The sequence below is a fragment of the Caldivirga sp. genome (assembly GCF_023256255.1).
Taxonomy (GTDB): Archaea; Thermoproteota; Thermoprotei; order Thermoproteales; family Thermocladiaceae; genus Caldivirga.
In genome coordinates this window covers 1-14,913 of sequence record NZ_JAGDXD010000018.1, presented here as the reverse complement: position 1 = coordinate 14,913, position 14,913 = coordinate 1, and the positions used below count along the sequence as shown (strand labels likewise).

Sequence of the window (14,913 nt, the reverse complement as noted above, 5' to 3'; positions counted from 1 at the left end):
GGCAGGGCAGTGCCGGGCAGCCACGCCGCTTGGGGTAACCGCTGAAGGCATCTAAGCGGGAAACCCGCCCCTAAAATAGGCGGCCGCCGCTCCTGACTGGGGTTACCCAGTTGGGGGTGGTTAGGGCTCCCGTAGAAGACGGGGTTGATGGGGTGGTGGTGTATCCCCCGAGGGTTTTCCCGAGGGGGGAGCCTGCCACTCCCAATCGCCCGATGGTGCGGGTGGTGGGCGCAAATTCAGCCTGGTGGCCTCCTGGTGGCTTGGGTTGGGTTTTCTACTGATTAGTGTTTATTAAGTAGGGTTTAGCTAAGTAGCTAATGAGGAGGTTTCTATTCCTAATAACCCTAATTGCGGCTTTAGCATTGGTGCTGGTTCACGTGGGGATTCATGCTGGTGGATACGGTAAGTATAAGGTGAGTTTACCGTCAAGTTACCCGTCAAACTACACGGCTGCCTTTCTGTACTTGGGGAGGATCTTAACTGACGCCAAGGAGGCTTACGAAAATGCAAGCTCACCACTTCCTGTAGGTTTCTTAGGGTCTGACCCAGGGTTAGCCCGTTCACTAATACTCAACTCCACCATTTTTAATGAAACGACACTCCTGATTAATGGAACACCCTACAGGTACATTATACTATCAGTGTGGTGCCGTGACTGCGGCTTCAGCTTCAACTTCGAGCTAAGCAACGCATCCATGGATGGTGTGTCTATTTACTTGAGACCAAGGAACACCACTGTAACGTATACCGGTGGGTTACCGTTCACGTACGTAATGAGTTACGATGGAGTGAGGTACGAGTTCACACTATGGTATATAGGCCTTGAATTTGGTTCCTTCAGGGTATTTGGGTATTCTCAGGAATTAGGTAAGGGGGTGTATGCGGTTCAGTTATTCATCTCAACGCCGAGGAGTCTTGATGTGGAGCATGTGTGGCTTGTGTTGATTAAGGAAAATTACCCTATTAGCCAGGGAGGGGACTCCATTGGTTAGCCTCAAGCTTGGGTTAGCTTTATTACCTTACTGGGTAATAGTGCGTGTGGGGTGGATTAGGTTAGTTATAGTGGATTTAGATATGACTCTTGTTGATACTGCTAGGCGTTGTTATGATGTGTTGGTTAAGTTGAGTAATGCTAATGGTGTGTCTTTTAGCGACTTCATGATCATGTACTACGATAGGAGGGGTATTAGGAGTGGGTTGGCTTCAATCATTGGTGCTGAGGCTTTTGACTACTGGTTTTGGAGGAGGTGTTGGTTAAGGTACTTAAATGATGGTGAATACGGTGAATTACTACCGGGGGCTTTGGAGGCTTTAAGGCACCTTAAGGGGGAAGGTAGGTTAATTGTAATAGCAACTGGAAGGGAGGTTGAGGGTGATTTACTAGCCCCAGAGTTGAATAAGTACGGTATATTAAACTTGGTTGACGGTTACATGGCCCTCGGTGACCTTGGGCCTAATTACGGTAAGGGTGATTTACTTAAACGAATACTGAACATTTACAATAATGGTAGCGTCGAGGGTGCGGTTTACGTTACTGATCACCCAAGGGACATTGACATATGTAGGAGCATGGGGTTATTGAGCATAGGTGTATTGAATAAGTGGATTAAGGAATTGAATGCAGATAAGGTTATTGATGACTTAAGAAAACTACCAAGTGCAATTAAGGAACTGGAATCCTCATTAACCTAATCTCAAGGAATAGACCATCATCGGAGAGCCAGGTAACGTATAATAGAAGGGCCGAGTGATTCAATAGGTAATTATGTGGTGAATCAATGCTTATGCCAAGTGATGAGAAGATTTTCATAATCAACTCCTCAAGCATCATGGAATCATTAATGTTATTAAGCACAAAATATCTCAACCTATTTATTGCGTTTATATTCTCGTTAATAACGTTAACAGTCTCAGGAGGTCTCGATATACCGCCATGGGCTGGAACCACGTACTTAAACTTACCCACTACCTCAAAATTTGATTTTGATTAAGGGGGAAGGAAAAAGGAAGGATTTTTCTGGCCCGTGGGTTTGGGTGGGTTAGGCATAGTCAAAGCACTTTAGGTCCTGCATTGCCTTGGCTATCCTCTCCCTCCTCCTTTCGTTCTTTTCGTCTTCAAGCCACTCACTCAGCTTCTTGCGGACTATCGGCTTGAGTGGGCTATCCATTATGTTCGTGTGTTATTGTAACTTCGTGCCTTTTACCCGCAACACGCCTTGTTGGGTCATAGCCTACCCTCTTAAGCTCCTCGTAGATCCTCATTGCCTCATTCTCATCTCTCCTTCTCGCCCTAAGCTGACCTCATCCCCACCTTGAAGGGAACCCCACCCTTCAAGGCGGTTCATTGGTTTGTGGTTTACCGCCTTCATCCTCATTGCTTCATTGCGGGTTCACCTCGCTCTGCTCGTCCAGCGGTAGACCACGGGCCTGGCCTTAGGCCCATTATCCCTATCCCTCACTGGGAGTTGCCCCCACTCCCAGATCCTTGGGACTCGGGGATATGCGGCAAGGGCATGGGGACACATAGACACACCAAAGCCCCATGCGGGGCATCCCCACACCCAAAGCCACTCACCAGCCATGGCTTAAAACCTTTACCCCACCCCTAGAAGGGGCAAGGCTTGTCAATCTTTATTGTCAAGTCATTTAATTTTCCATAATGAATCTAGGCACCGCGTACTATTAATGATTTAGGCTGCTTACTCTGCACCCTTGCTCATTGTGAATTAATGGTTTAAGCATGAAAACTGCATGATTAAGCTAAAGGAGTATTAGTGTAGGCAGCCATTGGTATGAAGTTGAATGAAGCCTCAAGGATTGTTAAATCTACGGTATTAGCCGCTGGATTAGGCACAATGTTTGACTACTATGACTTTCTACTAGCCGCTAACGCAGCCGGCACAGTATGGTTGAGCTTATATTTTGAACCAGCCTTCAAAATACCGGGCATAGCCTTATCCCTTGCAATGGTTACCTACGCCGTTGCCTACATTACTAGACCCCTTGGTGCCTTCATATTTGGGCACATTGGTGATAAGGTGGGTAGACGGTTTACCTTGGTTTTAACACTAATATTAGCCTTTGCATCAATGATCATAATGGGGTTAACTCCAACGTATAGCCAAATAGGTGCATATTCAATAGTTCTCCTACTGATATCTAGGCTAATACTCGGCATAGGGTTTGGTGGTGAGTGGGGTGGTGGCGCCACTTGGGTTAGCGAGGTAATTCTAGCCAATGGCTACAGTAATCTCGGATTCTGGGGTGGTGTGTTTCAGGCTTTTGCAACAATAGGCATTGCCCTCTCATCACTAGCATTCTCGCTCTCATCACTACTAATGCCTCATCAATACTTCTACTCATGGGGATGGAGGATACTGTTCTTAATTGGCGCCGCAGTAATACTAGTAGCTGCTGTGATTAGGCATAGGTTAATTGAATCACCACTGTTCATGGACCTAGTTAAGAAGGGTGGGGTATTGAGGTACCCTGCCATTGAAGTATTCAAGAGGGATTGGGTTAAAGTACTGCTGCTTGCCTTCGCCTGGTTCTACATAACCGCGGTAACTGTTGTCGCCGTGCTACCTTACTCAATTACATACGTAACTAGGGTATTAGGGTTAAGCACATTAATGGGTATGCAGGCTAACTCATTCATGTTACTGGCTTACGCGGTATCATTATTAACGGGTGGTGTTGCATCAACGCTCATTAGTGGTTCATTATCAGATAAGCGTAATCCACTATTAATTCTAGTAATTGGATCAATTTCAACGGGAGTAATGAGTATACTATTCTACCCGCTATTGGCAACAGGCAACCCAGTAGTAATACTTATTGCCTTTGAGGCGTATATGGTCTCTGAGTACATGGGCTTTGGTTCATTACCAAGGTTATTCACCCTATTGTTCCCGACAATGTATAGGTACTCTGGTTCAGGGTTAGCTTACCAGCTAGGCGGCTTACTGACTGGGTTAGCATCAGGATTAGCCCTGCCTGTACTCATAAGTACCTTAGGCTACTCAGCTTGGTATGCTGTGTCAGCATTAATGGTTTCAATATCCCTAGTCTCAGCGGCCTCATCATTAATGTTACTTAAGGTGACCTCTAGGTGATGCCCCAGGAATTAGCTCAACTACTTCTAAACTTAGTTAAGGAGGATGCACCATTGGGTGACGTCACCACTGAGGCTATTATAGGTGATGTGGAGGTTAAGGCTGTTTTAATGGCTAAGGAGAGCGGCTATGCATGCTGTATTCTTGACCTTGCTGAGGCATTAAAGGTACTTGGGCTTAATGCAAATGCCCTGAAGCATGATGGTGAGTATTTTAACCCGGGTGAATCATTGATGGTACTTTCCGGTAATGCTAGGGTAATCTTAATGATTGAAAGAAGCCTACTTAACGTATTAAGCATACTACTTGGCGTAGTTAAGACTACTAGGGAGATTGTTGAAATGGTGCATAGAGTTAACCCTAGGGTTAAGGTTGCTGCAACTAGGAAAACAATACCATGCTTAAGGCCATTGATTAAGAAGGCAGTGGCCGTGGGTGGTGCTGATACTCATAGGTTATCATTAAGTGATGCAGTGCTAATCAAGGATAATCACATCGCTATAATTGGCAATGTTGAGGAGGCGGTCAAGATGGCTAAGGGTAAGGTAACCTTCATGCATAAGATTGAGGTTGAGGTGAGTAATGCTGAGGATGCTGTTAAGGCTATTAAGGCAGGGGCGGATGCAGTACTTGTGGATAACGTTACACCAGCTCAACTTAAGCAGATAATAGGGGTACTTGAAGCGCTGGGTCTTCGTGAAAAAGCCATTATAGAGGTCTCTGGGGGAATCACCCCAGATAACATTAATGAATACGCTAAGGCTAATCCAGACGTAATCAGTACAAGCTACATAACCATGAAGGCTAAGCCAGTTGACATAAGCCTTGAGGTCATTTCCAAGTAGATGAGACTTCAACGGCTAGGAAAGACCTTAAATGGTAAGTTATTAAATTATTTCATTAAATAATATATTTATTATAATGGGAATTTTTATAAATTTACTCAATTATTTAAATTAATGGTAGATGAAAAGGCCAGTGTGGTCTCAGTATTCCCGAAAAGTATCATTATGGAGTACATTGGGTTAATGCGCGAACTAATAGAGACATCGAGGGGATTAAGGAAACCTAGCCTAATTATCCGCAATGTTAACATAATTGATGTTGCTGGTGGACGTGTAGTGGAAGGTATGTCAATTATAGTGTACTCTAAGTTCATAGTTGCTTTAGTTAAGTCCAGTAGGGATGAGGCATACGTGGGTTTAGATACAAGGATTATTAATGGGCATGATATGTATGCTGTTCCAGGATTCATCGATGCGCATGTTCACATAGAGTCAAGCTTCCTGGCACCAGTTGAGTTCGCTAAACTGGCTTTAAGGCATGGTACTACACTTATTGTTGCTGATCCCCATGATATAGCTAACGTAGGAGGTGTGAATTACCTCATTGCCTTCGCTAAGAATGCGGTTAACTTGCCATTGAAGGTACTCATGCAGATTCCACCCTGTGTTCCACCAACTAGCCTTAATGTTGATAATCCAGGAGCAGTACTTAAGATTGAGGACTTGAGGCAATTAATCAACACTGGGTTATTTCATAGTTTTGGTGAGTTCATGGATTACTCATCAGTGGTTAATGGGGATGGGGATTCATTAGCCAAGATTAAGTTAGCGTTAGAGCACGGTATGATGATTTACGGTCACTTACCCAGTGATGAGGAAGATGCTTTAAACGCATACGCAGTGGCTTCACCATCATCATGCCATGAGTCAATTAACGTAAGTAGCGCCTTAGATAAACTGCTTAGGGGTATGTGGGTGATGCCTAGGCTAGGTACCGCGTGGAGGGATGCTGAGGTTATTGTACCAGAATTAGGCAGGAGTAGTAATGGCATTAGTAGACTAATCCTAGTAACTGATGATATTTCAGTCACTGATCTTGTTGAGAAAGGTTACATGGATTACGTTGTTAAACGCATTATAGAGCATGGGGTTGATCCAATTAACGCGCTTAGAATGGTTACCATAAATCCAGCAACATACTTAAAGTTAGATAACCTAATTGGTGTAGTAGCACCAGGTAGGGTTAGTGATCTAGTACTATTAGACAATTATGAGAAGGTTAACGTCAATACAGTGGTGGTTGATGGGGAAGTGATTTATCATAATGGCCAAATGCTACTTAATAACTACAAGATATTAAGTGACTTAACGTTAATGGAACCTCCATTCAATATTCCTCAAATACGCAATCAAAGTGATTTGGCCATAAGGGTGGGTGAAAATTGGGAAAGCGCATCAGTATTGGCTGCGGGGATTCAATATGGAATGACTGTTACCAGGAAGACCACGGTGAAGGTTCCTGTAGTTAATGGATTAATCACCCCTGACCCAAGTAATGACGTGTCCTACGTCACGGTAATTGATAGGTACCGTGGGAGAGGTGTTGGTAAGGGTTTTATACACGGCTTAGGCCTCAAGACTGGGGCTATAGCTCAAACAATAGGACGTGATACGCATAATGTATTGGTACTGGGTGTAAACCTCAATGACATGTTGATCGCATTAAGGGAACTTGAGGACTTGAGGGGTGGTATTGTTGTGGTACGTAATGGGGAAGTTAAGTGTAAGGTTTCCCTTAGGCTTGGCGGCTTAATGAGTAGTGAGCCCTATGAGAAGGTTTACGAGGAAGTTAAGTGTATTGAGGGCTTCCTCAATGCTGGGGGTGTTACTGAACCAAGAATGGCCCTCTTCCACATATCACTAATACCAGTCATTGTAATACCTGAAATTAGAGTAACACCAAAGGGTGTGGTTGATGTTAATGAATCCCGCGTAGTTAATCCTGTGTTGAGTTTACGTTAATTGCAGTTTTAAGATAATTAATTAAATTAATAACATTAATTATGAACGCAAAGTTTAAAAGTGTTTAATTACTTACCTTAATGATGGTGAGTAATTCTTCGTTATTCGTTAGGGAATCCACAGGCCTAGTTAAGGAGGCTGGATTCTGGGATGCAGTATCAATAAACGTTGCAAACATGTCAATAGGAACAGCATTAGCCACAATAGGCTTCACTCTAGCAGCCCTACCAACGGTACTAGGTGTTAACCTAGTTTACGCATCATTAATCGCAGCCATCTTTGCACTGCCTCAGGTAGTAGTGTATTCAACGTTAATCAAGTATATACCAAGGGTTGGTGGTGATTACGTTTGGCTTGGTAGAGCCTTAGGTCCTAAACTGGCTTGGTTAACCAATGGCTTAGTGCTAGGTTTCGTGGTTCAGGATCTAGCCTACTATGCATTAATATCCTTTGCAGCAGTTTTTCAACTTAAGTCAATACTGCCCATACTTGGTGTTAACACCACTATGCAATTAACCGAGGAGATAATTACCGCAGTAGCCTTCTTCGCCCTAATAGTCCTAGTTAATATACTGGGTACTAGGCATGGAATTAGGTTAATGACAGCGCTAACGACAGCATCATTAATGGGGTTACTAGTTGCCATAGTTATCCTCTTCATAACCCCCAAGTCCCAGATAGTTAATGCGATATCTTCACTGCTTCCACCAGGCTACACGTACTCTAAAGTATCCCTCAGTTACGCAGGGCCTGAATTCTCCATGAGTAATATACTAATGCTACTGCCCTTCTTCGCAATTTACGTTTACCCATGGTTAAACGCTGGACCCGCAATTTCGGCAGAGATTAAGGGTAAGAGCGCATTGTATTTGAATATGCCGGTGGCTTTCCTATTCGCACTGCTAACGTTAACCCTAGGCTTTGAGGCAATGTATTATTCACTTGGGTTTAATTTCGTAACCGCCGCATTATCTAACCCTAACATTAACGGTTTAGTTAATGGTAATGTTAACTTTTGGACCATCGCAATGGTCTCCGCTCACAATGCAGTGTTAAGTTGGTTAATAGGTATTGCGTCAGTTACCTGGTACCTCTCCTTACTTGCCTATGGTGCAATAGTAGCTGTTAGGTACTGGTTTGCGCTTGCCTTCGATAGAGTTTGGCCAAGCTTCTTCACCTACCTAAGCCCAAGGTTTGGTTCACCAGTTTACGCGCACTTATTTGATCTGGGTGTTTCATCAGCCTTAATAGTGGCTGTTGGCTTATTCTATGGCACATTCACAGCACTATACGGTGCCACTGTGGGTGCATTATTGTACTTTATGGCTGTTGGTGCCGCCGCTGTGGTAGTGGGTGTGAGGAATACAATAGGTATTAGTAATGCGGCTAGGGTTACATTAATGATTGCTGGTTCATTAACAATTGTTGTGATGACGTACTTAACGTATGAGTTCATAATGTACCCAAGTATTTGGGGTGGTAACTGGTTGGCCTATGGCGTAGTAGCTGCTGCAATACTCCTCGGCATTGCATTATACGCTACATCAAGGTATGTTAACATGAAACGGTACGGGATAGATATATCAATGGCATACACTGAAATACCGCCGGAATAATGCGATTGCGCCAATGTTTAATGGATCTATATAGTTTATTTATATTTGATGATTTTATTTATTGGTTTTAATCATTGCTACGAAAGATATATAAAGCCTTACCCCCAAGGAGTACTCAGGTGAGTGAAATGAGTATAAGATCAATAGTAAGTGTGGGGAAGGTAATGAAAATGAGTGAAAGAGCAATAAATGATAACGTAAACCACAAAGATGCAGTAGAGTTGGGTACGCATGAAGTGGAAGGGGAATTGATCAAGGCATTTATAGTGCCAGGCTTCAATGCGCCAATAGTATTTATTTACGATGAAAGGGATAAGGCCTATAAAATACCTTAGGAATTTAAAATAATCAATACTGCATTACTCCGAAAAATAATTATTAATTAATAATGTGTTGATTTTCATAGTGTTTAAATTATGGTTCTTAAAGTTCATGAGAGGGAAACAAGTAGGCCTATGGTTTAGTATTCAATAAGTCTAATGTGGAATTAATTAACTAATTGATGAGTCTAATTTAAGTACTAATTATTATACTTTAGTAAAAACGATACTTTAATTTCCCTTAATGGAGAAAAATTTTAATACAGGTAGATAAGTTTACATAGTGTGAGTACACTTAGTAGTTTCTCATACCTTAGCTTTGATTATGTTCACACCACTGATTGGACTATAAGTACTGCAGACGATAACTTCATATTCCACGTGCTTAACGCGTACGTTGATACTTCAAGAGACTCCATTCTTGAATTTGCAGTGCTTAAGGTTTGGGGTAAGCATGACCTTAGGCACATACTGAAGGTACTTAGTAGGCATAGGAACATTAAGGGTATTGCCTCCCTTAAGCCTCTTAATGATGGTTACCCGAAGCAACTTCTAGTTACACTTAAGGGTGATGCAGGGGATAGTACAAGGTACATGGCCCATGTCCTAGGCGGCATTGAGGTTAAGGCAATTTACGAGAACGGTATTGAACACTGGGGCTTCATGTTCCCTAATGATGAGTCTGCTAAATCATTCCTAACAATGGTAGGTAAGAGGGGGGTTATTAAGAAGTATAGGTTGGAGAATGCGAATATGGATAACATAATGGCCAATGCCTTAAGGAATGCAGCACTACTACTAACACCCAGTGAATTTAAGATAACTAAGATAGCCTACAGTAAGGGTTACTTCGAAGTGCCCAGGATGATTAAACTAGATGACTTAGCTAAGGAGTTAGGCTTATCTAAGGCGACTATTGATGAATACATTAGGGGGGCTGTACGTAAAATACTTGAGCACGTATTCGCTGATGAAGCTTAGGCATGAGTGAGGGAAACCTCTGAAACCCAGGGTAACCAGCAGATTTATGAAGGCTTTTAACCGTTAAGCATGCTAATGCAGTAATATGTTATTGTTCATGGGGTTTATGAACTTTACCGTTAACGATTGATTAGATTGCGCCATTGTAGGTTAATGAGTTATTGTAAGTTGGAGAATACATTCACAGGGGCATGATGAGTAATAATGCTAAGTAACCAATAGTCACAATGCAGGTTAAAAACTAGGCAACCTTATCCTCCTCAATTACCTTAACCCCCAGTAACTTAGCGAATTCCTTAACCTCCATCCTGAAGTCACCGTAGATTAATACCCTATGGTAGCCATTATCAATAACCCACCTCTCAGCAACACTGTTGGCATCACCGGAGGCAACTAGCTTAGTGGCGCATAGCTGCTTCCAGTAAATATTATCCACAGCCTTAGCAACGTGAATGCTTAAAATACCCGTAATGGGGTTAAAGCCCATTACGGTTACAGGCTCATTGGTTGGTAACTTAACATGCACCGACGCATGCTTACCACCACCGTGGGCATCAGTTATAATGTAGGGGACCTCAGGCTTACTTGAACCATGCGGATTAGTTGGCGCGTAACAGTGCCAGTAAACGAACCTATTGTTAACCATATCGATACCTGGGTCATTAACGAAGCCAGGCCTATTGAAGAGGTACTTGCCAATCAGTAGAGGTAATATTGAGTATACGTCGGCTTCACAAACAGGTATAATGTCCTCATACCAAAGCTGCATGTAGCCTAAGCATGGCCAAGCATCAATTAAGCCTGTGCTAACATTCATAATGCAGTCGAACGCCATCACGTTAGCCCCAGTGTCCCTTAATGCAGCCTTCATGGCTAAGTAAAGCCTAGCAGCCTTAACAACGTCAGCGCGGGATGGGTCGAGGAATTGGGACGCGGACTTAATCCACTTTTCAGCCCAATCCTCAGCATCATTATCATTAATCCTACTGTAGTACTTATCAATGAACTCCTTAAGATCCATGAATATGAACGTTAAACCAACCCTCCTCTGAAGCTCAGCAACAGCCCTAGAAACCTCAGTGGCGTTTGGGAATGCCCAATTCATGTAATTTATGAGATTCCTGCCAGTAACTAAAAGAACCCTACTCCCCCTAATCTTACTAAGGGCGATAAGGTACTTAACCTTATCAATAACACTCCTACTTAAAACATCATCAGTAGCAATACTGAGGATTGGGTAACCCTCCCTAATGGAGTCGGCAACATCCATGAGGTAATTGGGTGAACCCTCCATAGTCCTAGCAATATACAGTATAGGCTTACCACTCTTTAGAATAGCCCTAACAACACCCTGAGAAACAACCCTAACGTTAAACACGAGGAAACCTGAGGCATCAGTCTCAGACTTAAGTAGGGTTAAGGCATCATTAGTGTTATTGACGTCATATGGCTTAAACTCAACACTAGGGTAAGTACCCTTAAGAACTTTTAAAGCATCATCCTTACTAAGAAACTCAGGCTCAAAAGACCCTAGGAAAACCACAGGTATACTAACCATAAGTGATGGTTTACCCAGTACCCTTATAAGTACCCACTAAGCGTTAGTTATCTAACATGTTTGAGGAAGGTCTCATGGGTATTATACTCATGCAGAATCTAGGTAAGTAAACGTATCTTAACTAGGTAATGGTATGAAAATTTTAAAGCATAACAAGCTACTGAATAATCATGTCTTTCGCTCTTAGGGTTAGGCCTATTGTTCTTAAGCCTAGTACCGTATTCCTTGGTGAGAGGCCTAGTGAGGTTGGTTACTGGGGTTTTGTTAGGAGTATGAGTGATTATGAGGGTGAGTTAGCGGCTATTGTGAAGGATCTTAGTGGTATTGTTGGTGATTTGTCTAAGGAGGGTTATTCAATAAGCCTACAGCCTGTTTTAGAGGTTTCAAGTATTGACGACTTCATGAACCATGCAGGCGAGTTGAAGGGTGTCCACCTGTCTGTTCTACTGCCCATAGCCCCAGTTGCCCTCTACCAGTATCCTGAGAGGAGTGTCTTAGCTGCCCTACTCTCAGTTGTAGACTATGTTGTAGTCTTTGATAGGTTTAGTGAACACATATATGCTGGAACACTATTCGCACCACCACTACATAAGTATTTGGCATCTCAATCCCCTGAATTAGCTAGGAGAGTTGTCTTGGCTGAGGGTGACTTAGGCTTAGTTAAGTCAGTTATGAGGGTTGTTTACGCATTGGAGAAGCTTAAGAATACGACGGTGGTTATGGTTGGTGAACCCAACTACGACTTCGGTGGGTGGGTGACCTTAGCTAAGGGTGTTGGCTTATTCGGCTTCAGGGTTAGGCACATTACCTACTCCAGGTTCGCTGAGGATTTTGAAAATAGGTTAAAGAACCCTAAGTACATTGATGAGGCTAAGGGTATTGCTAATGATTACGTTGATAAGGGTCAAGCTGAGGCTAACATTAGGGTTAAGTATGAGTTACCTGAACCAGATGAGGATAGGAGGATTAGGGCAGGGGTCTATTACCTAACCCTGAGGGATTACTTAAATGAGGCTGGGAGTGACTGGGTTACTGTTAATTGCCTAAGCGCCAATACGCTTGGTAAGGTTAAGGCTACACCATGCATGGCCTTCAGCATCATGAATGATAGTGGCCTAGTAGCCACATGTGAGGCCGACCCAACCGCAATGATTACGCACTACTTAATGAGGTGGATTGCCAATAGGCCAGTAGCCTTCTATGACCCAACTGTCAACATTGGTGAGGGTAAGTTAATACTAGCCCACTGCACATCACCAACCAGAATGACTGGGTATGATAAGGCACCCTTCAGGTACATTGCAACAACACACCATGAGTCAAACACCTCAGTAGCACCGAAGGTCCTATATGAACCCAGTACTGTGACCATAGCTGGCTTATCCCACGACTTAAGTAAACTACTAATCATTAAGGGTGAGGCAACTGGCCCAACATACCTTAGAATATGCAGGAATCAGGTTGAGGTTAAGGTTAAGGATGCAGCTGGAGCGCTTGAGAACTGGCAGGGATTCCACTGGGTAATGGCGTACGGGGATTACGTTAAGGAACTAGAATTACTCGCCAAGCTAACAGGCATGCAGGCAATTAAAGTGGAGTAGCATTTTAAACATGCATATGAAGCTCACTAGAGGTAACCCACTTATGGAAGGTACATGCATTAGTTAGGGACCTTAACTGTCCTCCTCCCTGCCCTTAAGGGTGTTGGGGTTTCTTGGAGTCTTGGGGTTACACCCCTTTGATGGGTGCTACTTGACTGCTTCACCGGTATTGCCGCCGAAGTCGGCGATGGCTCCTCATCTTGATAAAGTTAACTAGTAGGACTAATCCTCACTCCAACCCTGCCATAAATGGTGAGATTTATCACTTGTTTTTATCACTAACCACAAAGACTAGTAATCCTCCTAAATCTACGGAATCCACTCAATAAGAAGTACTGCATCACAATCACTGGCCAGTGAGTGTAGGAATCCCCTGATGTAACTTAGTATAATTCACTTGCTATTATAAACAAGGACCACACACAAGACTCTAGCATAGAAACCTACACCTAGCCCCATTCCTAACTATGTTAATGCATTAAATGCCGTAGTCGCGGATAATCTTAGCCATGTATCTGTCAACGGGTTCATAAACCCCACGTTCAAGTTCCTTAACCATGTACATGTTAACTAATGCCCTAAGGTTCACGGTGAATGTCTTATCATCAATTGGGTGTCCAATTAAGGTTTCGGTAAGTCTCTTAATCTCAATTCACCTAGCCCTACCTAGTATGGCTAATGCCCTATACGTAGTCAACCCATACTTATTCAGCTTACTTAACTCATTTTTAATTAATTCCCTGGCAATTCCAGTGAGTGTTTCAACGGTCTCAGAGTGATTAATACCACTAACCCTAAGGCTACCGTAGTAGGTTAACCAGCCAACTATACCATTGAATTCATTCACGGCATCCCCAATCTCAGTATCAGTTATGTTAAGGCCGCAGCTTCTTGAACCAGTTTTAAGAAAATCAATTGCCTGCTCCCTTGTGAATGGTTTAAGCTCAAACTTAATCAGTGGTCTGCCTAAAGCCTCCGGGCTCCTCATCAGTAACCTAACCGTACCCACTAATGAACCGCTGAAGATGAATTTAACCCTAGACTCATTGTACGCAACTGAGAGTAATGCAGGAAGCCTAGGATTTACTATGTTTTGAACTTCATCAATACCAATTACTACATCACCCAATTCCTTAATTAAACTCTCTATAGTTGAGGTAGGTTTCCTTTCAATCTCAATATGAGGTACTGCTAAATTCAACTTAACCTTAATATTAAGTCTCCTAACCTCATCAATAAGCCTAAGTCCAAGACCCTTAAGCCCACTTATCTTGGACGCAGCAATATAGATTCCATTAAGCTCATTAATCACAGTCCTCATTAATGTAGTCTTACCAATCCTCCTGGAACCAAGAATAACAGGCCAAAATCCATTACTCAACAATCTCTCTAATTCATTAATCTCACTATCCCTACCTAACACGTAATCTCTACTAACCTTAGGCCTAGTATCAAAGATTCCGCAGCCTACTGGTGTTATACCAGTAACTGGTATAACACCAGTAAATAAACCTAACCACTACTCATAGTAAACCATTTGGCTTCTGACGAATGTTTCATAGTAAGTTTGAGTGTGCTTGAAGCTTCAGCCTACTTTTTCAACCATATACTATAGTTTACTAAACCTAATGAGAGGTTTATTCACCAGTCTTAGGGAATCACCCGGATCTCCACTAAACTCTCTCCTAATGAAGTATGAAAAACAATAGAAGGAGAGAAATGAAGATGAGAGAATGAAGGCAAGTAACAATAGACCACTTATCTCACCTATGAGGATTCAATTCTTGCACAAAATAAGATTTTAAGAAAGAGTAAAGGTGTTTTGATTGTGTTTGGTTTATGTTTTATTGTTGTTTCATTTTCTTCTTAGTGCTATTATTGCTGCTATTGCTGCTACTATAATCACTATGATTAC

General features: G+C 42.7%; 12 protein-coding genes, 1 rRNA gene and 1 pseudogene (1 of these 14 only partly in view). 10 read left to right on the top strand and 4 right to left on the bottom strand.

What is annotated here, in order from left to right:
• The 3 genes from Q0C29_RS02845 to Q0C29_RS02835 form a co-directional block, all read left to right on the top strand.
• A 23S ribosomal RNA gene (locus Q0C29_RS02845) occupies positions 1 to 225 on the top strand; its annotated part reaches 857 nt to the left of the window's first position; the annotation flags it as partial.
• Positions 226 to 317: 92 nt separating this feature from the next.
• Positions 318 to 992 (top strand): hypothetical protein, encoded by a 675-nt coding sequence (locus Q0C29_RS02840; protein ID WP_291999150.1) that lies wholly within the window; start codon positions 318 to 320, stop codon positions 990 to 992.
• 46 nt (positions 993 to 1,038) lie between these two features.
• On the top strand, positions 1,039 to 1,692 hold the full coding sequence (locus Q0C29_RS02835; protein WP_291999149.1) for an HAD family hydrolase: 654 nt from the start codon (positions 1,039 to 1,041) through the stop codon (positions 1,690 to 1,692).
• On the opposite strand, the gene Q0C29_RS02830 is transcribed toward Q0C29_RS02835, so the two are convergent.
• The gene (locus Q0C29_RS02830) at positions 1,664 to 1,966 is read right to left on the bottom strand and encodes a hypothetical protein (protein WP_291999148.1); all 303 of its coding nucleotides are present in this window, start codon (positions 1,964 to 1,966) and stop codon (positions 1,664 to 1,666) included. The genes Q0C29_RS02835 and Q0C29_RS02830 overlap by 29 nt on opposite strands.
• Positions 1,967 to 2,258: 292 nt before the next feature.
• A pseudogene (locus tag Q0C29_RS10825) lies at positions 2,259 to 2,503 on the bottom strand (hypothetical protein); the annotation flags it as partial.
• A gap of 289 nt (positions 2,504 to 2,792) precedes the next feature.
• Between Q0C29_RS10825 and Q0C29_RS02820 the strand changes: the two are divergent.
• The 6 genes from Q0C29_RS02820 to Q0C29_RS02795 all read left to right on the top strand — a co-directional run bounded on the left by Q0C29_RS02820 (position 2,793) and on the right by Q0C29_RS02795 (position 9,839).
• Positions 2,793 to 4,115, top strand: a complete 1,323-nt coding sequence (locus Q0C29_RS02820; protein WP_291999146.1) for an MFS transporter — start codon at positions 2,793 to 2,795, stop codon at positions 4,113 to 4,115.
• On the top strand, positions 4,115 to 4,960 hold the full coding sequence (gene nadC, locus Q0C29_RS02815; protein ID WP_291999151.1) for a carboxylating nicotinate-nucleotide diphosphorylase: 846 nt from the start codon (positions 4,115 to 4,117) through the stop codon (positions 4,958 to 4,960). Before Q0C29_RS02820 ends, nadC begins: the two co-directional genes overlap by 1 nt.
• A gap of 114 nt (positions 4,961 to 5,074) precedes the next feature.
• The gene (locus tag Q0C29_RS02810) at positions 5,075 to 6,922 is read left to right on the top strand and encodes an adenine deaminase (RefSeq protein WP_291999145.1); all 1,848 of its coding nucleotides are present in this window, start codon (positions 5,075 to 5,077) and stop codon (positions 6,920 to 6,922) included.
• 83 nt (positions 6,923 to 7,005) lie between these two features.
• Positions 7,006 to 8,538, top strand: a complete 1,533-nt coding sequence (locus Q0C29_RS02805; protein WP_291999144.1) for an APC family permease — start codon at positions 7,006 to 7,008, stop codon at positions 8,536 to 8,538.
• 128 nt (positions 8,539 to 8,666) lie between these two features.
• Complete coding sequence (locus Q0C29_RS02800) at positions 8,667 to 8,873, top strand: hypothetical protein (protein WP_291999143.1); 207 nt, start codon at positions 8,667 to 8,669, stop codon at positions 8,871 to 8,873.
• Positions 8,874 to 9,143: 270 nt separating this feature from the next.
• Positions 9,144 to 9,839 carry a helix-turn-helix domain-containing protein gene (locus Q0C29_RS02795; RefSeq protein ID WP_291999142.1) on the top strand — a complete coding sequence of 232 codons (696 nt, stop codon included), beginning with the start codon at positions 9,144 to 9,146 and terminating at the stop codon, positions 9,837 to 9,839.
• 241 nt (positions 9,840 to 10,080) lie between these two features.
• Here the strand turns inward: Q0C29_RS02795 and Q0C29_RS02790 are convergent, their stop codons facing one another.
• A complete protein-coding gene (locus Q0C29_RS02790) occupies positions 10,081 to 11,397 on the bottom strand; it encodes a fucose isomerase (protein ID WP_291999141.1) in 1,317 nt (438 codons plus the stop codon).
• A 170-nt stretch (positions 11,398 to 11,567) separates the two neighbouring features.
• On the opposite strand from Q0C29_RS02790, the gene Q0C29_RS02785 reads away from it, so the two are divergent.
• Positions 11,568 to 12,998, top strand: a complete 1,431-nt coding sequence (locus Q0C29_RS02785) for a hypothetical protein (RefSeq protein WP_291999140.1) — start codon at positions 11,568 to 11,570, stop codon at positions 12,996 to 12,998.
• Between the two features lie 652 nt (positions 12,999 to 13,650).
• Here the strand turns inward: Q0C29_RS02785 and Q0C29_RS02780 are convergent.
• Positions 13,651 to 14,421 carry an ATP-binding protein gene (locus tag Q0C29_RS02780; RefSeq protein ID WP_291999139.1) on the bottom strand — a complete coding sequence of 257 codons (771 nt, stop codon included), beginning with the start codon at positions 14,419 to 14,421 and terminating at the stop codon, positions 13,651 to 13,653.
• Positions 14,422 to 14,913: the final 492 nt, after the last annotated feature.

What these genes read in the sequence shown, in the direction of transcription:
- Q0C29_RS02840 (WP_291999150.1), top strand. Translation starts at nt 318, where the DNA reads ATGAGGAGGTTTCTATTCCTAATAACCCTAATTGCGGCTTTAGCATTG.
- Q0C29_RS02820 (WP_291999146.1), top strand. Translation starts at nt 2,793, where the DNA reads ATGAAGTTGAATGAAGCCTCAAGGATTGTTAAATCTACGGTATTAGCC.
- nadC (WP_291999151.1), top strand. Translation starts at nt 4,115, where the DNA reads ATGCCCCAGGAATTAGCTCAACTACTTCTAAACTTAGTTAAGGAGGAT.
- Q0C29_RS02810 (WP_291999145.1), top strand. Translation starts at nt 5,075, where the DNA reads ATGGTAGATGAAAAGGCCAGTGTGGTCTCAGTATTCCCGAAAAGTATC.
- Q0C29_RS02805 (WP_291999144.1), top strand. Translation starts at nt 7,006, where the DNA reads ATGGTGAGTAATTCTTCGTTATTCGTTAGGGAATCCACAGGCCTAGTT.
- Q0C29_RS02800 (WP_291999143.1), top strand. Translation starts at nt 8,667, where the DNA reads ATGAGTATAAGATCAATAGTAAGTGTGGGGAAGGTAATGAAAATGAGT.
- Q0C29_RS02790 (WP_291999141.1), bottom strand. Translation starts at nt 11,397, where the DNA reads ATGGTTAGTATACCTGTGGTTTTCCTAGGGTCTTTTGAGCCTGAGTTT.
- Q0C29_RS02785 (WP_291999140.1), top strand. Translation starts at nt 11,568, where the DNA reads ATGTCTTTCGCTCTTAGGGTTAGGCCTATTGTTCTTAAGCCTAGTACC.